General features: G+C 61.4%; 16 protein-coding genes. 10 read left to right on the plus strand and 6 right to left on the minus strand.

All coding sequences use genetic code 11. The annotated features are described in order from the left end of the window. Positions 1-11: 11 nt before the first annotated feature. The gene (locus tag Q1A20_RS02420) at positions 12-647 is read right to left on the minus strand and encodes a transglycosylase SLT domain-containing protein (RefSeq protein WP_299915737.1); all 636 of its coding nucleotides are present in this window, start codon (positions 645-647) and stop codon (positions 12-14) included. A gap of 389 nt (positions 648-1,036) precedes the next feature. Here Q1A20_RS02420 and Q1A20_RS02425 point away from each other — a divergent pair, with 389 nt between their 5' ends. From Q1A20_RS02425 to Q1A20_RS02440, 4 genes are all read left to right on the plus strand, one after another. Continuing rightward, positions 1,037-2,176 carry a hypothetical protein gene (locus tag Q1A20_RS02425; RefSeq protein ID WP_299403973.1) on the plus strand — a complete coding sequence of 380 codons (1,140 nt, stop codon included), beginning with the start codon at positions 1,037-1,039 and terminating at the stop codon, positions 2,174-2,176. Between the two features lie 20 nt (positions 2,177-2,196). After that, positions 2,197-2,682, plus strand: a complete 486-nt coding sequence (locus Q1A20_RS02430; RefSeq protein WP_298969964.1) for a hypothetical protein — start codon at positions 2,197-2,199, stop codon at positions 2,680-2,682. Positions 2,683-2,765: 83 nt separating this feature from the next. Continuing rightward, positions 2,766-4,277, plus strand: coding sequence for an Asp-tRNA(Asn)/Glu-tRNA(Gln) amidotransferase subunit GatB (gene gatB, locus Q1A20_RS02435; RefSeq protein WP_299403970.1), 1,512 nt, complete (start codon positions 2,766-2,768; stop codon positions 4,275-4,277). Positions 4,278-4,371: 94 nt separating this feature from the next. Next, a complete protein-coding gene (locus tag Q1A20_RS02440) occupies positions 4,372-4,842 on the plus strand; it encodes a DUF4177 domain-containing protein (protein ID WP_299403967.1) in 471 nt (156 codons plus the stop codon). Between the two features lie 9 nt (positions 4,843-4,851). Here the strand turns inward: Q1A20_RS02440 and Q1A20_RS02445 are convergent, their stop codons facing one another. Further along, positions 4,852-5,109 (minus strand): BolA family transcriptional regulator, encoded by a 258-nt coding sequence (locus Q1A20_RS02445; protein WP_298969967.1) that lies wholly within the window; start codon positions 5,107-5,109, stop codon positions 4,852-4,854. Between the two features lie 74 nt (positions 5,110-5,183). Between Q1A20_RS02445 and Q1A20_RS02450 the strand changes: the two genes are divergently transcribed. The 6 genes from Q1A20_RS02450 to Q1A20_RS02475 all read left to right on the plus strand — a co-directional run bounded on the left by Q1A20_RS02450 (position 5,184) and on the right by Q1A20_RS02475 (position 11,776). Beyond that, on the plus strand, positions 5,184-5,810 hold the full coding sequence (locus tag Q1A20_RS02450; RefSeq protein ID WP_298969968.1) for a J domain-containing protein: 627 nt from the start codon (positions 5,184-5,186) through the stop codon (positions 5,808-5,810). A gap of 125 nt (positions 5,811-5,935) precedes the next feature. Next, on the plus strand, positions 5,936-6,922 hold the full coding sequence (gene cobS, locus Q1A20_RS02455; RefSeq protein ID WP_298969969.1) for a cobaltochelatase subunit CobS: 987 nt from the start codon (positions 5,936-5,938) through the stop codon (positions 6,920-6,922). A 4-nt stretch (positions 6,923-6,926) separates the two neighbouring features. Then, complete coding sequence (locus tag Q1A20_RS02460) at positions 6,927-7,634, plus strand: aspartate/glutamate racemase family protein (RefSeq protein ID WP_299403963.1); 708 nt, start codon at positions 6,927-6,929, stop codon at positions 7,632-7,634. Next, entirely contained in the window at positions 7,631-9,508 is a 1,878-nt protein-coding gene (gene cobT, locus Q1A20_RS02465) for a cobaltochelatase subunit CobT (RefSeq protein WP_298969971.1), read from the plus strand. Before Q1A20_RS02460 ends, cobT begins: the two co-directional genes overlap by 4 nt. Before the next feature lie 58 nt (positions 9,509-9,566). Beyond that, positions 9,567-11,357, plus strand: coding sequence for an aminopeptidase P family protein (locus Q1A20_RS02470; protein WP_299915741.1), 1,791 nt, complete (start codon positions 9,567-9,569; stop codon positions 11,355-11,357). 74 nt (positions 11,358-11,431) lie between these two features. Continuing rightward, on the plus strand, positions 11,432-11,776 hold the full coding sequence (locus Q1A20_RS02475) for a DUF427 domain-containing protein (protein WP_299403956.1): 345 nt from the start codon (positions 11,432-11,434) through the stop codon (positions 11,774-11,776). Here Q1A20_RS02475 and Q1A20_RS02480 read toward each other — a convergent pair whose 3' ends face one another. The 4 genes from Q1A20_RS02480 to lpxC form a co-directional block, all read right to left on the minus strand. Beyond that, positions 11,777-13,462, minus strand: a complete 1,686-nt coding sequence (locus Q1A20_RS02480; protein WP_299915743.1) for a chloride channel protein — start codon at positions 13,460-13,462, stop codon at positions 11,777-11,779. 65 nt (positions 13,463-13,527) lie between these two features. Then, positions 13,528-15,177, minus strand: a complete 1,650-nt coding sequence (recN, locus tag Q1A20_RS02485; RefSeq protein ID WP_299915745.1) for a DNA repair protein RecN — start codon at positions 15,175-15,177, stop codon at positions 13,528-13,530. A gap of 26 nt (positions 15,178-15,203) precedes the next feature. Continuing rightward, positions 15,204-16,073 carry an outer membrane protein assembly factor BamD gene (locus Q1A20_RS02490; protein WP_299403950.1) on the minus strand — a complete coding sequence of 290 codons (870 nt, stop codon included), beginning with the start codon at positions 16,071-16,073 and terminating at the stop codon, positions 15,204-15,206. Between the two features lie 169 nt (positions 16,074-16,242). Continuing rightward, positions 16,243-17,166 carry a UDP-3-O-acyl-N-acetylglucosamine deacetylase gene (gene lpxC / locus Q1A20_RS02495; protein ID WP_298969977.1) on the minus strand — a complete coding sequence of 308 codons (924 nt, stop codon included), beginning with the start codon at positions 17,164-17,166 and terminating at the stop codon, positions 16,243-16,245. Positions 17,167-17,243 lie beyond the last annotated feature (77 nt).

Raw genomic sequence — 17,243 nt, forward strand, 5'->3', positions numbered from 1 at the left:
TGCCGGGCCGCCTAGCGTTCCTCGGATGAGTACCGCGGGCGTTGTCGCACCGGTTCCACCGGGGCCTGGCAGTAGGGTTGTTGCTGCAACCAGCCCGCGATGTCGCGCCGCTTGGTTGGGCTGCGCATCGGGCCCCAATCGGCGGCAACGCCGCTCCAGCGGGGCTCCCGGGCAAAGATCACGCCATCGCGCGGCACGGTCACAGCCATGATCCGGATCGCACAGCTCAGGTTGTCGCCGCCGTCCTTCAGCGCCTCGCCGGATCCTGCACGGCATTCATAGCCCCGCGCCGTGGCAGGCGCGATCTGGAGCAGACCGAACCATTTGCCGCCACCGCCCACCGCGCGCGGTTTATATGTGCTCTCGTGTTTCGCAAGCGCGGACATGAACCCGACCCAAAAGGCCTGCCGCCCGGTCTGATCTGCCGCCTCATAGTAGGGGCACCACTGCGCAATATCGGCAGGTACCATGGATGTCAGCGGTTGCCCGTGCGCGCGCAGGGCCGCCAGGGCGGCTTCGTTCCACAAGTGCTGATTGGGCATATGGCTCCACCGCATCTGCGGCAGCGGCGCGGATTGATCACCGGGGTCGGGATCTTTTGCGGCCACACTCAAAGGCAGGCAAATCACACATATCACAAGGCGCATGAGGGCTTTCATCCCGCATCTATGCGCCAAAAACTTTTGTCTTTTCAAGCCTCTTGTGCCCACCCGGGCGCAGAGCGACCAAAACCCGCGCACGCCCCAAAGGCGCCTTAAAAGATCGTTGTCGGTTTCTGAACAACTGCGAACAATTGTCTCCTTCACCGCTTCCAATCAACGCGATATCTCCGCGCGACCGCCTTTATTCAGCCCAAAAGAACCGCAATGTTTAAATCTGTTACCGAAGTTGGAATTTGTAAATGTCACTGCTGTACCGTGTTGCCAAAGGTTCGTTGGCGCCGTTTCGCCGGAGCGTCCGTAGGGCGGCAAAAATCTCCGATGAGACCTCCCCTCACGCCGCGCACCCGACAAGTGTACGCCCTGAAGGAGCGCTGATGATCGCCTGCCCCAATCCTACCGCGGAAGAAACTGCGCGCGACACGCATCAGATGCGTGGACAGTTCCTGGCGCGTCAGGACCGCTGGACCGAATTGGTCGAGGATATCCGGCTGGCCGAAGATGCCCGGCGCGCGACCCCCAGCGCCATGCCAGTGGCCGATTTGTTGAGCTACGGCGCACGCTCCGACGTGGTGCTGGCCGTAGAACACGCGCTTTTTGACGGGCGCCCGGCCCGCGGCGCGCCGATGCTGCGCGGGATCGAAGCGCTCGAGGAAGTGCTGGCGGACGCGGGCAATGATATGATCCTGTCCACTGTGGTGGCCCATGCGCATATGGACATCGCCTGGGCCTGGCGCGGCACCGGTTGGGACAGTCAGGTGCCGCGGCGCAACCGGGACGCCTTTGAGGCGCATTTTGACCGTGCCCGCGATATCCTTGCCCGATTTTCCGTGGCTGAAACGCAATCCCCCACATTGGCGGCAGCGAAATGCGCGTTGCACGGCGTGGGATGCGACCAAAGCGACCGGCTCGCCGCCGACTACGAGGCGCTCATCGATCTGGCCCCGGGCAATCCCGGCCCGATGCGCGCCATGGGCAACTTCCTGTCGCCGCGCTGGTTCGGCAGCTACCAAAAGCTTGAGCTCGAAGCCCGCAGAACAGCGGCCCGGACGCAGGACGTTTGGGGCGCTGGTGCCTATACCTGGGTGATGTTCGACGCGCTGTCTGGGGATGATGCCGCCTGCGCCAACCTCGATCTGGAATTCTTTGTCGAAGGTCTGCACGACATCCTCGCCCGCAACCCGAACCAACATATGGTCAATCTGCTCGCGGCCTATTGCGCCCATACCATCGGCGGCAATTTGACCGGGTGTGACGCGGCCGACCAGACCCGCGCCCGCATCGCCGCCTGCGCGGGCTGGATTGTCCGCAATCATATGACCGAATTGCACCCGTTGATCTGGGCGCATGCGGCAGTTGGGTTTGACAACAACCTCACCGTAAAATCCGCCCGGGGTTTTGCCCTGGCCGGACAGAAAGAAGCGCTGCGCATCATTGCGGATCTCTTCAAACGCGAAATCGCCTCCGGGCATCGCATCATTTTCACCGCGGATGGTCCCGTGGCAGAACCGAGCTAGACGAGAAGAAAGGACGCATCATGGGCGAGATACCCACCGACGCAACCCATTGGGACACAGGCGACTGGATCGACTGGCACCGCAACGCGCAACTGCCCGCCAATCCACCCTGTGCCGCCCCGTCCGAAGACCCGCGCGCGCGCCTGCACACGCTGCACATGCGCATGTTGCAATGTGCCCGGGCCTATTTCACGCTGACAGGGGATCATCTGCCCATCTATGAAGACATTGCAAAGGTCCATGCCGCGCTTGCCTTTGATCTACCATCTGAAAGCAGATTGATGTGCAACGCGGACAATGAACCGGCACAGATCATCACACTTGCGCCAAACAATCCGTTGAACATCGTGACCGTTGATTTGGCAAAGCCGTTCTGGTGTCTGATCGTTGTGCGCATCAACAATAATTTCGTGGCAGAGGGTCGGATGATGCGGCGAGCGTCCTTGCCCGACCAGCGCGAGGGCACATTCGAAATTCACTGGCGCGACCTGCCGACGAGCAACTAACCGGTCGGTGCGGGGGCTTGCAGCACCCCGCGCACTGGCCTAAGACCTCTGGCACGATAAGACCTGCCTGACGAGGGACCACAATGCTTGATTTGACCTTTGAAACGCCGAAACCCAAGACCATTGCAGGCGCCAAACATGACTGGGAACTGGTGATCGGCATGGAGGTGCATGCGCAGGTCACCTCCAACGCGAAGCTTTTTTCCGCAGCCTCCACGAAATTCGGCGCCGAGCCCAACAACAACGTGTCCTTCGTCGACGCGGCGATGCCCGGCATGCTGCCGACGATCAACGAATACTGTGTGGAACAGGCGGTGCGCACGGGCCTGGGCCTCAAGGCCGAGATCCATTTGCAAAGCGCCTTTGACCGGAAGAACTATTTCTACCCGGATCTGCCGCAGGGGTATCAGATCAGCCAGCTCTACCACCCGATCGTCGGCGAGGGCGAAGTGCTGGTGGAAATGGGCGACGGCACGGCACGGCTGGTGCGCGTCGAGCGCATCCATCTGGAACAGGACGCGGGCAAATCAATCCACGACATGGACCCGAACATGTCCTTTGTGGACCTGAACCGCACCGGTGTGGCGCTGATGGAAATTGTCTCGCGCCCCGACATTCGTGGCCCCGAGGAAGCCGCCGCTTATTTAGGCAAGCTGCGCCAGATCCTGCGCTATCTGGGCACCTGTGACGGCAATATGCAATCGGGGTCGATGCGCGCGGATGTGAACGTGTCGATCTGCCGACCGGGCGATTATGAAAAATACCAGGCGACACAGGATTTCTCGCATCTCGGCACCCGCTGCGAGATCAAGAACATGAACTCCATGCGGTTCATTCAGGCCGCCATCGATGTCGAGGCCCGGCGCCAGATCGCGATTGTTGAAGCGGGTGGGTCCGTCGATCAGGAAACGCGGCTTTATGATCCCGACAAGAACGAAACCCGCTCCATGCGTTCCAAGGAAGAGGCGCATGATTACCGCTATTTCCCCGATCCCGATCTGCTGCCGCTGGTGATTGAACAGGCCTGGGTCGATGAGATCGGCGCTACCCTGCCCGAGCTGCCCGACGCCAAGAAGGCCCGTTTTATCGGCGATTTCGGGCTGAGCGGCTATGATGCCTCAGTGCTGACCGCCGATCTGGAGTCGGCGGACTACTTCGAAGCTGTGGCGGCGGGCCGCGACGGCAAGATGGCGGCGAACTGGGTGATCAACGAACTCTTTGGACGGCTGAAAAAGGACGACAAGGACATCACCGACAGCCCCGTCAGCCCTGCGCAATTGGGTGGCGTGATTGACCTGATCGCCTCTGATGCCATATCTGGCAAAATCGCGAAGGATCTTTTTGAGATCGTCTACACCGAAGGCGGCGATCCTGCGGAGATCGTCGAGACGCGTGGCATGAAGCAGGTCACGGACACCGGTGCGATTGAGGCTGCGGTAGACGAAATCATCGCCGCCAACCCCGAGCAGGTCGCCAAGGCGCAGGAAAACCCGAAACTGGCGGGTTGGTTTGTTGGACAGGTGATGAAAGCCACGGGCGGAAAAGCCAACCCCAAGGCGGTCAATCAGTTGGTGGCACAAAAGCTCAAGGGGTGACCCTGCCCCCCGGATGTCGGCCTGACGGCGTCCGGTCAATTGGCGCACGCCGTTGAGCTTGCTATAAAACACCTCACAAGTTTGGAGAGGCATTATGCCACAGTACGAATACCGGGTGATCACCGCCCCCAATCGCGGCGTCAAGGCGAAGGGGATCAAGACACCCGAGGACCGGTTTTCCCACGCGCTCGAAGAGGTCATGAACCAAATGGCGGCAGAGGGCTGGGAATATCAGCGCGCGGAAACGTTGCCCTCGGTTGAGCGCTCCGGTCTGACCTCATCAACGACCTCCTGGCGCAACGTTCTGGTGTTTCGCAAGCAGGTCGCGGAAATCGCATCACAGCCCCAAGAAGAAGCGGAGGAAGCGGCGGAGGAGACCGATCCAATCCGCAAGGAACCGGTCATTGTCCCGCCCAAAACACCCGATGACGATGCCTCGCAAAGCGAAGGTGCTACCCGAATGCTCAGCGATAATGGCGTCGAGGAATCCAGCGACGTGGCGGGCATGACGAATTCGCTGAAACAACTCGCGGCCAGCAGAAATCCCGAAAAAACAGAAGACTAGGCCGCAGCGCTAAACATCCACGTCAAGCGCAAGCGCGTGGATCTCTGAGATCAGCTTGGGCCCGAGCGCTGCATGTACCGCGCGGTGCCGCGCCAGTCTGTTCATGCTCTTGAACTGCTCGGCACGGATCGCCACGTTAAAGTGACTTTCACCCCCCTCGGGATATCCTGCATGGCCACGATGGCTTTCGCTGTCATCCACCACTTCCAGTTCGCGCGGTGCAAAAGCTTCGCGCAACCGATCCTCAATCTCTTGTCGTTTCGACATTTTTTTCGCCCGACCCCTTCACTCTTTCGGTGTGCAGTCTAAACTAAGCGGCCTCGACTCGTATAGGTGCCAATATGCCAAAACAAGATCCTTTCGGATTCGATATGTCCGTCTCTTCTTCCAAGAAGAAAAACCCACGCGGTCGGCGTGGCATGTCCGGCGCCTCCGAGACGTCGACACGCATCTGCGATCACGAGGGATGCAACGAGCCGGGCAAGTACCGCGCGCCAAAAGCGCCGGATGTTCTGGATGACTTTTTCTGGTTCTGTCAGGCGCACGTGCGGGAATATAATCTGAAGTGGAATTTCTTTGATGGCACCACCGAAGCCGAGTTGAACGCGCAGATGTCCAAGGACAAGGTTTGGGAACGCAATACCAAGCCGATGGGTGATCCGGAGGCGCGCGCCTGGGCACGGCTGGGCATCGAGGATCCGCATCAGGTGCTGGGCGCCAATGCCACGCAAAACCCCGGTCGTGGCGCGCAGGCGGGTCGTCGCTTGCCGCCCACCGAGCGCCGGGCGCTGGAAATTCTCGAAGCCAAGGACACCTGGACCAAACCGGAGGTTCGCAAGGCCTATAAGGCGCTGATCAAAGTCCTGCACCCGGATATGAACGGCGGCGACCGCAGCCAGGAAGAGCAGTTGCAGGAGGTCGTCTGGGCCTGGGATCAAATCAAGGGCAGCCGCAACTTCAAGGATTGATGGCGCTACCGATTTGCGCCAACTGGCACGCCCCTTCCCCTTGCACATGCCCGATATATGTTGCACCAGATGAGCCGGGCCTGACCGGCTCCGAATTCTTGTTCTTTCTATAAGGGTGAAACCTCATGGCCGACGGCGCACTGGACATCAACACAAAGCCCACCGAAGAGATCCACGTCCGCGACGTCTTTGGCATCGATACCGATATGGTGGTCAAGGGGTTCTCAGATCGCAGCGACCGGGTGCCGGAAGTCGACAGCACTTATAAATTCGACCCCGACACGACGCTGGCGATTCTTGCCGGTTTCCAGCACAACCGCCGGGTGATGATCCAGGGCTATCACGGCACCGGGAAATCAACCCATATCGAACAGGTGGCAAGCCGCCTCAACTGGCCGGCCGTGCGGGTGAACCTCGACAGTCACATCAGCCGGATCGACCTCATTGGCAAGGACGCGATCAAGTTGAAGGACGGCAAGCAGGTTACTGATTTTCAAGAAGGTATCCTGCCCTGGGCCCTGCGCAATCCGACCGCGATCGTGTTTGATGAATACGACGCGGGCCGGGCGGACGTGATGTTCGTGATCCAGCGCGTGCTGGAGGTGGACGGCAAGCTGACGCTGCTCGATCAGAACCAGGTCATTGAGCCGCACCCTTATTTCCGCCTCTTTGCAACGGCCAACACCGTCGGCCTCGGCGATACCACTGGCCTCTATCACGGCACACAGCAGATCAACCAGGGTCAGATGGACCGCTGGTCACTGGTGGCGACCCTGAACTACCTCAGCATCGATGCGGAGACGGCGATCGTGCTGAGCAAGAACCCGCATTACAACACCGAAAAAGGCCGCAAGATCGTCAAGCAGATGGTCACAGTTGCGGACCTGACACGCACGGCCTTCATGAACGGCGATCTCTCCACGGTGATGTCACCCCGGACGGTGATTGCCTGGGCGCAAAATGCTGAAATTTTCCGCAATGTCGGCTATGCCTTCCGCCTCAGCTTCCTCAACAAATGTGATGAGCTGGAGCGTCAGACCGTGGCGGAATTCTACCAGCGCCTCTTTGACGAGGAACTGCCAGAAAGCGCTGCCAGCGTGAGCTTAGGATAGGCCCATGCACATCGGGTTGATCGGAGGTATCGGCCCGGCAGCCACGGTGGTTTACTATCAGCGGCTGACGGCGCTGATGCGGGAACGCGGGAAAAAGCTTGAGCTGACGATTGTGCAAGCAAGCTCGGATGAGCTGGTGGCCAACAATCTGGCAGATGACCGCGCCGCGCAGGCGCAGATCTATGCGGAGCTCATCGGGCGCTTGCAAGCTGCGGGCGCTGATTGCGCAGCGATCACGTCGTTGGGCGGCCATTTTTGTTACGCGGAAACCGAGGCGATCAGCCCTCTGCCGCTGATCAGCGGCGTCACCCCCTTGGACGCCTATTTCGCTGCGCAGGGTCTGAAGACCGTCGGGCTGTTGGGCACTGAAGTTGTCATGCGCACGCGCCTTTACGGTCAATTGCAGACCACGCAAGCGGTCGCTCCTGCGGAGAACATGGATCGGGTGGCGCGCAGCTATCTTGATATGGCCCTGCGTGGCACCTGCACCGAAGAGGATCGCGCGTTGTTCTTCGAAGCCGGGCGTCTCATGGTCGAAGATCAGGGTGCGGAGGCCATCGTGCTCGCCGGGACCGATCTGGGTTTGGCCTTTGACGGGCATGATCCGGGGTATAGAGTGATTGATGCGTTGGATGTGCATGTCGCCCTGTTGGCCGATCTGGCCACGGAGGACGCGACCCTGCCGCAAGGGACGAAAGGCAAAGAGCGATGAGCAAACCGTCAGACAACCCGGCTGATGCGTTCAAAAAGGCGCTTTCAGAAGCGACCAAGGTCATGGCCCATGATCCGGAGTTGACCGTTTCCTATTCGGTGGACCCTGCCGGCATGTCAGGCGATGCCATGCGCTTGCCCCAGGTCAGCCGCCGGATGACGCGAGACGAGGTGATGCTGGCACGCGGCACGGCGGATGCGCTGGCGCTGAACCGGCGCTATCACAATGGTCAGACCCATGCGCGCTATGAGCCGCAGGGCGAGATGGCGAAAGATCTCTATGAGGCGATGGAAACGGCGCGCTGCGAAGCCATGGGTGCACGCGACATGCCCGGCACCGCAGGCAATATTGATGCCAAGATCGCCCATGAGGCCATGCGCAAGGGCTACGATCAGGTCACGCAAGCGGCGGATGCTCCGCTGGCCACGGCGGCGGGCTACCTGATCCGGCATTTGGCCACGGGGCGTGAGCTGCCATCCGGTGCGCAGAACGTGATGGAATTGTGGCGCGGCTTTATCGAAGAGCAATGCGGCGGGACGCTGGAAAACCTGGATGAGACGCTGAGCGATCAGGCGGCCTTTGCCAAATTTGCGCGCCAGTTGATTTCTGATCTGGGATATGGCGATCAGCTGGGCGACGACCCCGATCAGATTGACGAGGATCAGGAAGACGAAGCCGAAGAAGGGGCGGAGGAGGAGTCCGATCCTGACAGCACCGGTCAGGACGATCAGGATGATGAAGAGGCGGATGCCTCGCCCGAACAATCGCAAGAAGAGCAGCAGGACGCCGCACAGGCGCAGGTCTCCATGGATGACATGGCCGATCAGGAGATGGGCGAAGAGGCCGAGATGCCCGACGGCGAGGCGCCGATGGAACCGCCTGCCCCACCGCCGGCCTCCGAAGCGGACCCGGATTATCTGGTCTACATGAATGATCATGATGAGGAAATCGGTGCCGAAGATCTGGCTGATCCCATCGAGCTGGAACGCCTGCGCGCCTACCTCGATCAGCAGCTTGAACCACTGAAGGGTGCGGTCAGCCGCCTTGCCAACAAGCTGCAACGCCGCTTGCAGGCGCAGCAGAACCGGTCCTGGGAGTTCGATCTGGAAGAAGGCATGCTGGATGCCGGGCGTCTGGCGCGGGTGGTGGCTAACCCCACCACGCCATTGTCGTTCAAGGTCGAGAAAGACACCGAATTCCGCGACACGGTTGTGACGCTGCTGCTGGACAATTCCGGCTCCATGCGCGGGCGGCCGATTTCGATTGCGGCGATCTGCGCGGATGTTCTGGCGCGCACGCTGGAGCGCTGCAATGTGAAGGTTGAAATCCTCGGCTTCACCACGCGGGCGTGGAAAGGCGGGCAAGCGCGGGAAGCCTGGCTGGGTGAGGGCCGTCCGCAGCAACCCGGGCGTCTCAACGACCTGCGCCACATCATCTATAAATCAGCTGATGCGCCCTGGCGGCGAACCCGGCCCAACCTGGGTCTGATGATGAAAGAAGGGCTGCTGAAAGAGAACATCGACGGCGAAGCGCTGGAATGGGCGCACCGCCGGATGCTGATGCGGCATGAGGCGCGCAAAATCCTGATGGTGATTTCCGATGGTGCGCCGGTGGATGACAGCACGCTGTCGGTGAACCCGGCGAATTATCTGGAAAAGCACCTGCGGGATGTGATCGCCATGGTCGAGAAACGCCGCGCGGTTGAGCTGCTGGCCATCGGCATTGGCCATGATGTGACGCGCTATTATGATCGCGCGGTGACCATTACTGATGTGGATCAACTGGCGGGCGCGATGACCGAACAACTGGCAGCGCTTTTTGACAGTGATCCCCGCGCGCGGGCGCGCATCATGGGCATCAAACGCGCAAGCTGATGCGGCGGGACGCTCCGCGGGGGGATATTTTTGGCCAGAAGAAATCAGGGGGGGTGGCATGTTTCAGACCTTTGAGGTGACCGCGCGGCCCGAACAGGGGCCACCCCGTCTGGCAGCGCTGCGCGATGAAGTGGCGCGCGACGGGCTGGATGGATTTCTGATCCCGCGCGCCGATGCGCATCAGGGAGAATATGTTGCCCCTCGCGATGAGCGTCTGGCCTGGCTCACCGGGTTCACGGGCTCCGCCGGGTTCTGTGCCGCGCTGACGGGGATCGCGGGCGTTTTTATCGACGGGCGGTACCGAACCCAGGTCAAGGCGCAGGTCGCGGAAGACTACACACCGGTGCCCTGGCCTGATGTTTCGCTTGGATCATGGTTGACTGAACAGCTGCCCAATGGCGGTGTCGTGGGGTTTGATCCCTGGCTGCACAGTGCGGGGCAGATTGAAACGCTTGAAAAGACGCTGGAGACATCGGGCATATCCATGCGCGCGCATGCAAATCTGGTGGATCGTATCTGGGAGGATCAGCCTGCGCCGGCCCTGGCGCATGCGAAAATCCACCCCCTCGAATTTGCGGGTGAAAGCCATGACGCCAAACGCGCGCGCCTTGCGACCGAGCTGCGCGACGACGAGCATAAGGCGGCAGTGATTACGCTGCCGGATTCGGTATGCTGGCTGCTGAACATCCGCGGCGCCGATATTCCACGTAATCCAATCGCCCAGGGCTTTGCTATTCTGCACGATGACGGGGCGGTGGATCTGTTCATGGCGGCGGAGAAACTGGTGGAGCTGGGGGATCACCTCGGCCCCGATGTCAGGCAGCATGCGCCCGATCACCTGCTGGACGCCGTGGACGCGTTGGAGGGTCCGGTGCGGGTTGACAGAGGCACGGTGCCTTTCATCCTGTCGGAACGTCTGGGGGAGCGCGCGGCCTTTGCCGGGGACCCCTGCGCCCTGCCGAAAGCGCGCAAAAACGCCGCCGAAATCGAAGGCAGCGCGGCGGCGCATCTGCGCGATGGGGCGGCGATTGTCGAGCTGCTGGCCTGGCTTGATGCGCAGCCGGTGGGTAGTTTGCGCGAAACGGAAGTTGTGAGCCGGCTGGAAACCTTCCGGCGCACCGACAACGCGCTGCAGGACATCAGTTTTGAGACAATCGCCGGAACCGGCCCCAATGGTGCGATCATGCATTACCGCGTGACCGAGGAGACAGATAGCATCCTGGAAGACGGCCAGCTGATTGTGCTCGACAGCGGTGGCCAGTATCTGGATGGCACCACGGATATCACCCGCACGATCCCTATCGGCACGCCGCCGCGTGAGGCCATGGAAGCCTTTACCCGTGTGCTGCAAGGCATGATCGCCATGAGCCGCTTACGCTGGCCGGAAGGCCTTGCCGGGCGCGACATCGAGGCCATTGGCCGGATGCCGCTGTGGCTGGCGGGCCAGGACTTTGATCACGGGTTGGGTCATGGGGTCGGCGCTTATCTGAGCGTGCATGAAGGTCCGCAACGGCTCGCCCGAACCAGCCATGTGCCCTTTGAGGCTGGCATGATCCTGTCCAATGAGCCGGGATATTACCGCGAGGGGGCGTTTGGCATCCGCATCGAAAACCTGATCGTGGCGCAGGAAGCACCCGACCTGCCGGGCGGCGACAGTCATCGCAAGATGCTGAACTGGCGTACGTTGACCTTCGCGCCCATCGACCGGCGGTTGATTGTCGTGGAGATGCTGACCGCGGCGGAACGCGACTGGCTGAACGCCTATCACGCTGAGGTTGCAGAAAAGATCGCCCCCCGGCTATCGCCCGCTGCAAAAACATGGTTGGATGCGGCAACTGCGCCGATCTGAGGCCCCTGCGGATGTCATGAGGGTGTTACCAAGCGAGCGCAGGTACAGTTTGACGATGAGGGGGAGACGCGTCTATGGCCGACCATATCACCATCCGCAAAGCCGAAGGCACCTGGAGTGTGCGCGCAGGTGGCGCTGTGCTGGGCGAAAGCGCCAATGCGTTGGAACTGGTCGAGGGCGACTACCCTTCAGTGATTTATTTCCCGCGGGATGACATCGCCATGGCCTTTCTGGATCGCACCGAAAAATCCACCCATTGCCCGCACAAGGGCGACGCCAGCTATTTTTCGGTGGTGACAAAAAGCACGACGCTGTCGGATGTTGTGTGGTCTTATGAGACACCCAAGGAAGCTGTGGCGCGGATCAAGGACCATCTGGCCTTTTACACCAATGGCGATGTAACGGTGGAGCAGATCTGATCAGGAATGCTCTTCGGCGGCGGTGGCAGCCAATGCGCGGTTGTAGACTTTCAACGCATCCACGTGAAAAAGCGCGCCGTGGAGTTCGGGCGGCGACGCGTCGGTGCTGAGGGTCACGACCGGGATGAAGCGAACACCGGTTTCAAAGATCGGCATGGCGGCTTCCAGCGTTGCATTGCTGTCGATGTAGACACCATCGCCGATCATTTCCCAGCACTCCTCCTCGGTCGCCGCGCGCGGATCATCCATCGCGCGCATCACGGATCCGACGCGGAACATCGCCAGCAGATAGGCCTGTGGCCCGGCGGCAAGGTGGATGTCACGCCGCTCCAGCTGGGTGAGGAAAAAGCTGCGGTCCACCAGCCGTGACGCCAGAGCCGTGGACATGGACACGGCGACCATCACGGCAAGACCGGTCTGCCAGTCACCCGTCAGCTCAAACACGATAAGCGTGGTGGAGATCGGTGCGCCGAGCACAGCGGCGGCCACAGCGCCCATGCCGGTCAGCGCGTAGAGCGTTACCGAGCTGGAGACATCCGGAAAGACACTTGTGGCAATCAGCCCGAAGCTGAGACCGGAGAGCGCGCCAATCATCAGCGACGGCGAGAAGATACCACCGCCCATACGGCCCGCCATGGTGATCGCCACTGCAACGGCCTTGAGGATGGCAAAAACGATGGCGTTCCACAGCGCCAACTGCCCGGTCAGCGCCAGCGAGGTGGTCTCATAACCCACGCCGATGATGTGGGGGAAATAGATCGCCAGCCCGCCCAGCATCACCCCGGCAAGGGCGGGGCGCAGATACCCCGGCAGCCTGATCTTGTTCTGCACCAGAGTGCCAAGGTCTTCCGCCCAGAAGATCCCCTTCATGAGCGCCACCGCAATCAGACCGGAGACGAGGCCCAGTATCAGATAGGCTGGCATTTCCTGATAGAATTGCACGGCCCCCGTGGTCGAGAGCGCAAACTCCGTGACATCGCCAAATTCCAAACGGTTGATCACCGTGCCAGCGGCACTGGCGATCACGATGGGCGCAAAGGCATGCACGGCAAAATGGCGCAGCACCACCTCCAGCGCAAAGAGCGCCCCGGCAATCGGCGCGTTGAAGCTGGCGGATACGGCGGCGGCAACGGCACAGCCCAGCAAATCACGCCCGGTGATCCCGTCCGCGTGCATGCGGCGGCTCACCCATGTGGAAATCACGGCGGCCAGGTGCACCACCGGTCCCTCACGGCCGGTCGATCCGCCCGTGCCCAGCGTGATCATCGAGGCCAGCGCCGAGGCAAGGCCTGCACGCGTCTCCACGCGCCCGTCATTCATGGCCGCGCCGTGGATGACATCCGCCACAGACCGTGCGCGCCCGTCGGGTGTAAAGAAATGCAGGATCAGCCCCACCACCAGCCCGCCACAGATCGGGATGATCAGGATCAGATACCAGGGCAGCGATTCCGCAAAACTGTGCAGCAGACGCACATCCTCGGTGCCATAGAGGTAGGTCTGCAGCGCATTGACACCCTTGCGGAAAAACAGCGCAGCGAAGCCGGCGGCAATCCCGATGGCCAGGGCGATGAACCAGAACTGGATCTGATTGGGACCGCGGTGGCGTATCACCCGCAATCCATCCCGACAGGTGGTCAGCGCTATATCAAGCTGCTGGGACAGGATGGATCGCTTTGGGCTGGACATCAACTTTACTCTGGCTGCTTCCTGTCTAGGCCACCCGGTGATGTGTGGAAAGCCCCTTGGTGGTCCTACCCCGCCAGAAGCGCGCGCGCGGCACCGCGCGCCTCTTCTGTAATCGTGTCCCCGGACAGCATGCGCGCGATCTCATCCACACGCTCCGGTGTTGGCAGCGGCGTCACGGTGGAGGTCGTCATGCCAGCGGCCACGCGTTTTTCCACGCGCCAGTGGTGCGCGCCCAGGGCGGCCACCTGCGGCGAATGCGTCACCACCAGAACCTGCCCGTCACTGGCCAGCGTCGCCAACCTGCGCCCCACCGCATCTGCGGTCGCACCGCCCACACCGCGGTCGATCTCGTCAAAGATCATAGTCAATCCGCTTTGCCCCTTGGTCAGGCAGACCTTCAACGCCAACAGAAATCGGCTGAGTTCGCCGCCGGAGGCGATCTTGTTCAGGGGTCCCGAGGGCGCGCCGGGGTTTGTCGCCACGGTGAAGGCCACGGCATCTGAACCCTCCGGGCCCGCCGCATCTGCAGTGATTTGCGTCTCGAAAACCGCGCGCTCCATCTTAAGCGGCGCGAGTTCTGCGGTGACAGCCTTGTCCAACGCCTTGGCTGCTTTTTGGCGTGCGATGGTCAAACGTGCCGCCTCGGCGTCATAGGCGGCTTCTGCCGCCGCCAGATCCCGGCCCAATTGCGCGAGATCCGCATCGCCGGCGTCGAGAGCCGCCAGCTTGCCGCGCAGCGTATCGGCAAAAGCGGCAAGATCGTCCGCCAGCACCTCATGTTTGCGCGCGAGGGCGCGGATGGCAAAGAGGCGCTCTTCGGTGTCTTCCAACTCTATGGGATTAAACGACAACCCCTCAATCGCCGCGGAAATGCCCGCCGTCGCATCATCCAGTTCGACAAGCGCCCGTGACAGCGCGGCCATGGGCGCTTCGAGCGCCCCCTCCGCCTGTTCCGCCGCGCCATCGAGCCAGCGCAGCGCGTCACTGAGCGCCGCTTCGGCGCCCTGCCCGCTCAGTATTTCATGCGCACGCACCACATCGCTGCGGATTTTCTCGGCGTTTTGCATCGCCCGGCGGTGTGTATCCAAAGTGGCCTCTTCGCCGGGTTCCGGGCTGAGCGCATCCAGTTCGGCAACCGCGTGGCGCAGGAAGTCCTCCTCCTCCCGGATCACCACCATTGCCGCCTCTGCCGCGGCCAATGCCTTGGCGGCCTTGCCTTTTTCGGTCCAGGCGGCGCGGCACTTTGCCTTCGCTTTATCCAGCCCGGCGAAGTCGTCCAGGATCAGCCGGTGCCCGCGCGGGTTAAGCAGGCCGCGGTCATCATGTTGGCCGTGCAACTCCACCAGCGTTTCCGACAGCTGCCGCAGCACCTCTCCGGAACACCGCCGGTCGTTGATCCAGGCGGTTTTCCGACCATCAACCGTGTTGATCCGGCGCAGGATCAACTCATCCCCCCCTGGCAGCCCCGCCTCGCTCAGAATGGCATGGGCGGGATGCCCCTCGGCCAGATCGAACCACGCGGTGACCTCGCCTTGCGCCGCACCCTGGCGCACAAGGTCCGCGCGACCGCGCCAGCCGAGCACAAACCCCAAGGAGTCCAACAAGATGGATTTGCCCGCACCGGTCTCGCCCGTCAGCACATTCAACCCCGGCTGGAAGCTGAGTTCCAACCGGTCGATGATGAGCATGTCGGAGATATCGAGCCCGCGCAGCATTGGCCTTTTCCGTTATCCCCGCCGGGTCAGAGCCAATCGCCCCTGACAGTTTGGCGGTAAACCTGACGCAACCAACCATCGCCAGCGGCCTCAAGCGTGAGCCCCTGCCCGGTCAGCAGCGCAAAACTGTCCTCATACCAATCGGTGGATCGGTAGTTGAAGCCGAGGATCGCCCCTGCGGTCCGCGCCTCATCGGTCAGACCGAGTGACAGATAAGCTTCAACCAGACGGTGCAGCGCTTCCGGTGTGTGCGACGTGGTCTGGAAATCCTCGACCACGACGCGGAAACGGTTGATCGCAGCGGTGTAATGGTCGCGGCGCAGATAGTAGCGTCCGATCTCCATTTCCTTGCCCGCCAGATGGTCGAAAGCGAGATCAAATTTCAAAATGGCGGAGCGTGCATAATCGCTGTCCGGGTAGCGTTCGATCACTTCGCGCAGCGCTTGCAACGCCTGGAATGTCAGACCCTGATCGCGACCGACCTCATCGATCTGGTCGTAATAGCTCAGCGCCAGAAGATATTGCGCGTAGGCTGCATCTTCATCATCGGGGTAGAAATCAATGAACCGCTGCGCGGCTGACCGGCTGTTGGGGTAGTCCTGGTCGCGGTGGTAGGAAAACGCCTGCATGATCAGCGCCCGGCGCGCCCAATCGGAATAGGGATAAAGTCGCTCGATCTCGGCGAAATAGAATGCCGCGTCATCGGGTCGGCTCCGGGTGAGCTCGAACTCACCCCGCTCGAAAATCTGTTCCGGAGAATAGGTTTCAAGCGGAATTTCCTGTGGGTTAAAGAAATTACCTGTGGTGCGCCCGGGATTCCCGTCACCACATGCCACCAATGTTGTTGATACCAACACCGCAGCTAACCACCGCTGGCGCGACCCAAGCCTACTCATGCTTTGCCACCTTTGCTCCGTACCCCTGTGAGCTGCATTTCACGTCAACTCTCAGAGGTCCTAGCATAGAAATTTCCCATGCAAAACGCCCATTGCGTCCTTTGTGAACGCGAGTGTGAGAAAGCTTGGGAAAATGAGAGGGCTCTTGCCGCCAAGCCGCGACATGACCTTATGCGACCGCGGGGATCTCGTCCCAGACGAGGCCGTAGCCCGGCAGCCGTGATGCCGTGCTTTGATCACAGACCACCATGCGCACCGCATCCGGCGTGGCAAAGAGGCTGCGCAAAAGCGTGTTGGTCAGGGAATGCCCGGCGCGCACGCCGGTGTAATGTCCGATCAACGGCGCCCCGGCAAGGGCCAGGTCACCCAGCGCGTCCAGCATCTTGTGACGCACGGGCTCGTCGCTGTGGCGCAGACCGCCGGGGCTCAGGACCCGCTCACCGTCAAAAACAACTGCGTTCTCACCAGGTGTGCCGCCCAGGGCCAAGCCGTTCGCGCGCATCGCATCCACATCCGCCTGACGGCAGAAGGTACGGCTGTCGCACAGCTCGCGCGCAAAGCTGCCGTTGTTCATCACCAGCGACTTCTTCTGATGGCCGATCGCCAGGTCGTCAAAATCAATCTCGAAATCGATCCGCAGCGTGTCCGCCGGGGCCAGCGTTGCAGATGCAAGCCCATCGGTGACCGTTACGGTTTTCAACACCTCAAAGGCGCGCACGGGTGCTGCGAGCTTCCGCAGTCCGCGTTGCATGATACCGCGCACGAATGGGACCGCAGATCCATCCAGGATCGGCACTTCCGGACCGTCGATTTCAACCAGCGCGTTGTGCACGCCACAGCCGGCCAGCGCCGCCATGATATGCTCAACGGTGGACACCTGAAGGCCAGCACCATTTTCGATTTTTGTGCAGAGGGGCGACCGCAGAACGGCATCCCAGCGCGCGGGGATCAGGCGATCACCGACGGCAATATCCGTGCGCGAGAACCAGATGCCATGTTCGGCACCCGCCGGACGGATCGTCACGGTGGCTTTGTGGCCTGTATGAAGACCACAGCCGGAAAAGCTGATCGGTGATTTGATCGTCGTCTGCACTGGTTGCCCCACATTCTTCGAGCCCTTTGGCCCGGTTGCAATGGTAACTATGGGTTGATCGCTCCAGCCTCAACTCA

Source organism: uncultured Roseobacter sp. (assembly GCF_947501835.1).
Classification (GTDB): domain Bacteria; phylum Pseudomonadota; class Alphaproteobacteria; order Rhodobacterales; family Rhodobacteraceae; genus Roseobacter.

What these genes read in the sequence shown, in the direction of transcription:
- Q1A20_RS02445 (WP_298969967.1), bottom strand. Translation starts at nt 5,109, where the DNA reads ATGTCGAAACGACAAGAGATTGAGGATCGGTTGCGCGAAGCTTTTGCA.
- Q1A20_RS02480 (WP_299915743.1), bottom strand. Translation starts at nt 13,462, where the DNA reads ATGTCCAGCCCAAAGCGATCCATCCTGTCCCAGCAGCTTGATATAGCG.
- gatB (WP_299403970.1), top strand. Translation starts at nt 2,766, where the DNA reads ATGCTTGATTTGACCTTTGAAACGCCGAAACCCAAGACCATTGCAGGC.
- Q1A20_RS02440 (WP_299403967.1), top strand. Translation starts at nt 4,372, where the DNA reads ATGCCACAGTACGAATACCGGGTGATCACCGCCCCCAATCGCGGCGTC.
- cobS (WP_298969969.1), top strand. Translation starts at nt 5,936, where the DNA reads ATGGCCGACGGCGCACTGGACATCAACACAAAGCCCACCGAAGAGATC.
- Q1A20_RS02425 (WP_299403973.1), top strand. Translation starts at nt 1,037, where the DNA reads ATGATCGCCTGCCCCAATCCTACCGCGGAAGAAACTGCGCGCGACACG.
- Q1A20_RS02420 (WP_299915737.1), bottom strand. Translation starts at nt 647, where the DNA reads ATGCGCCTTGTGATATGTGTGATTTGCCTGCCTTTGAGTGTGGCCGCA.
- Q1A20_RS02460 (WP_299403963.1), top strand. Translation starts at nt 6,927, where the DNA reads ATGCACATCGGGTTGATCGGAGGTATCGGCCCGGCAGCCACGGTGGTT.
- Q1A20_RS02450 (WP_298969968.1), top strand. Translation starts at nt 5,184, where the DNA reads ATGCCAAAACAAGATCCTTTCGGATTCGATATGTCCGTCTCTTCTTCC.
- cobT (WP_298969971.1), top strand. Translation starts at nt 7,631, where the DNA reads ATGAGCAAACCGTCAGACAACCCGGCTGATGCGTTCAAAAAGGCGCTT.
- recN (WP_299915745.1), bottom strand. Translation starts at nt 15,177, where the DNA reads ATGCTGCGCGGGCTCGATATCTCCGACATGCTCATCATCGACCGGTTG.
- Q1A20_RS02470 (WP_299915741.1), top strand. Translation starts at nt 9,567, where the DNA reads ATGTTTCAGACCTTTGAGGTGACCGCGCGGCCCGAACAGGGGCCACCC.
- Q1A20_RS02490 (WP_299403950.1), bottom strand. Translation starts at nt 16,073, where the DNA reads ATGAGTAGGCTTGGGTCGCGCCAGCGGTGGTTAGCTGCGGTGTTGGTA.
- Q1A20_RS02475 (WP_299403956.1), top strand. Translation starts at nt 11,432, where the DNA reads ATGGCCGACCATATCACCATCCGCAAAGCCGAAGGCACCTGGAGTGTG.
- Q1A20_RS02430 (WP_298969964.1), top strand. Translation starts at nt 2,197, where the DNA reads ATGGGCGAGATACCCACCGACGCAACCCATTGGGACACAGGCGACTGG.